The following is a 2,235-nucleotide window of genomic DNA, read 5'->3' as shown; positions in this document are numbered from 1 at the left end:
GAACAGCGTGCCGCCGGTGACCATGCCGCGGGCGTACTCCTCCGCCCGGCGGGCCGCCGTGCGCAGCGGACGCGGCATGTGCTCGGCCAGGTCCCCGGCGAGGTGCCGCAGGGTCAGGAAGGGCTTGGAGGAGATCAGCCGCGACAGGTAGGCGGACAGGGCGCCCACGGGCGGCGCGATGGACATGGTGTTGTCGTTCAGCACGACGATCACGCGGCTGTCGCCGGAGCCGATGTTGTTCATCGCCTCATAGGCCATGCCGGCGCTCATGGCGCCGTCGCCGACCACCGCGACCACATGGTTGCGGCGGCCCAGCCGGTCGCGCGCCACCGCCATGCCCAGCCCCGCCGACATGGCGGTGGAGCTGTGCGCCGCGCCGAAGGGGTCGTACGCGCTCTCCGTACGTCTCGTGAATCCGCTCAATCCTCCACCGGCGCGGAGCGTACGGATGCGGTCGCGCCGCCCGGTCAGGATCTTGTGCGGGTAGCACTGGTGCCCGACGTCCCAGATCAGCCGGTCGGCGGGCGTGTCGAAGACATAGTGCAGGGCGACGGTCAGCTCGACCACCCCCAGCCCGGCGCCCAGATGCCCGCCGGTCACCGACACCGCGGCGATGGTTTCCTTCCGCAGCTCGTCGGCCAACTGGCGAAGCTGGCCCGGCTTCAGCCGGCGCAGGTCGACGGGGGTGCGCACCCGGTCGAGGAGAGGTGTCTTGCTGGTCGGGGCTTTGTTCCTCATGGCCGGTGCCTCTCCCCCTTTATGGGCCGTCATCCACGGCGCTTTCCCGCGCGCTGTGGTTTTGCGGCCTGCGAAGGATGAAAGGCACAGCCGGTCCGCACCAGAGTCCGGCAAGTATCATACAGTAACCTACCTGCCGGGCGTCTCCGGACGCTCCAAACTGGAGCGTGACGCAATTTCAGGGATAAGCGCATGACGGCGATTCACCACCGGGCGGGAAAGGCGTAGCCATGGCCGTTCCCCCGATCCAGGCGGCGCTGGTCGGCGCCTACGTCCTGCGCCAGCGCCTTCGCGGCAACCGGCGCTTTCCGCTGGTGCTGATGCTGGAGCCGCTGTTCCGCTGCAACCTCGCCTGCGCGGGTTGCGGCAAGATCGACTACCCCGACCCCATCCTGCGCCGCCGCCTGTCGGTGGCGGAGGCGCTGGGCGCGGTGGACGAATGCGGCGCCCCGGTGGTTTCCATCGCCGGGGGGGAACCGCTGCTGCACCCGGAGATCCACACGATCGCCGCGGGCATCGTGGCGCGGCGCAAGTTCGTCTATCTCTGCACCAACGCCCTGCTTCTGGAAAAGCGGCTGGACCGCTTCACCCCCAGTCCCTTCTTCACATGGTCGGTCCATCTCGACGGCGGGCGGGAGGAGCACGACAAGGCGGTCTGCCAGCCGGGCGTCTACGACCGCGCCGTCGCGGCGATCCGGGCGGCCAAGGCGCGCGGCTTCCGCGTCAACATCAACTGCACCCTGTTCGACGGGGCGGAGCCCGACAAGGTCGCCGCCTTCCTCGACGAGGCCATGGCCGCGGGCATCGACGCCGTCACCGTGTCGCCCGGCTACGCCTATGAGCGCGCCCCGGACCAGGAGCATTTCCTGAACCGCCGCAAGACGAAGGAGCTGTTCCGCGCCGTCTTCGCGCGGGGGCGGGGCAGGAGCTGGCGCTTCTCGCAGTCGTCCCTGTTCCTGGACTTCCTGGCCGGCAACCGGACCTACCGTTGCGCGCCCTGGGGCAACCCGACGCGCAACGTCTTCGGCTGGCAGCGCCCCTGCTACCTGCTGGGGGAGGGCTACGCCCCGACCTTCAAGGCGCTGATGGAGGAGACGGACTGGGACGCCTACGGCACCGGCAATTACGAGAAATGCGCCGATTGCATGGTCCACAGCGGCTATGAGCCGACCGCGGTGGAGGACACGCTGCGCCACCCGCTGTCGGCGCTGGCCGTCAGCCTGCGCGGGCCGCGGACCGACGGGCCGATGGCGCCGGAGATCCCCCTGGACCGCCAGCGCCCGGCGGAGGAGGTCTTCTCACGCCACGTCGCGGACACGCTGCGCCGGATCGAGGCCGAGCGGACCGCCGCCGAGTAGCTCCGCCGGAAAGGCCCGGACAGCCCGGCGCAGCCCCGCCAGGGCGCAGCCGAGATCCCAGGCCAGCCGCTGGATTCACAAGCCCTGGCAGGCGCCGGACGGCGTTCTGAGGGAGGCCGGGGTCAGGCTCGACCGCGAT

The 2,235-nt window shown here is 70.5% G+C and carries 2 protein-coding genes; one reads left to right on the top strand and one right to left on the bottom strand.

Annotated elements, in window-relative coordinates; genetic code table 11:
* Positions 1 to 738, bottom strand: a 738-nt coding sequence (locus tag QSG27_RS28645) for a 1-deoxy-D-xylulose-5-phosphate synthase N-terminal domain-containing protein (protein ID WP_306712222.1), incomplete at its 3' end; no start/stop codon positions are given.
* Positions 739 to 968: 230 nt separating this feature from the next.
* Between QSG27_RS28645 and hpnH the strand changes: the two genes are divergently transcribed.
* Positions 969 to 2,096, top strand: coding sequence for an adenosyl-hopene transferase HpnH (gene hpnH, locus QSG27_RS28640; protein ID WP_306712220.1), 1,128 nt, complete (start codon positions 969 to 971; stop codon positions 2,094 to 2,096).
* Positions 2,097 to 2,235 lie beyond the last annotated feature (139 nt).

The organism is Azospirillum isscasi (genome assembly GCF_030849505.1).
In the GTDB taxonomy this organism is placed as follows: domain Bacteria; phylum Pseudomonadota; class Alphaproteobacteria; order Azospirillales; family Azospirillaceae; genus Azospirillum; species Azospirillum isscasi.
Note: the sequence above shows the minus strand (reverse complement) of the source record. Positions and strands in the feature narration are given on the sequence as shown.

Bases quoted from the DNA above. Each gene is read 5' to 3' on its own strand.
- hpnH (WP_306712220.1), top strand. From the start codon at position 969: ATGGCCGTTCCCCCGATCCAGGCGGCGCTGGTCGGCGCCTACGTCCTG.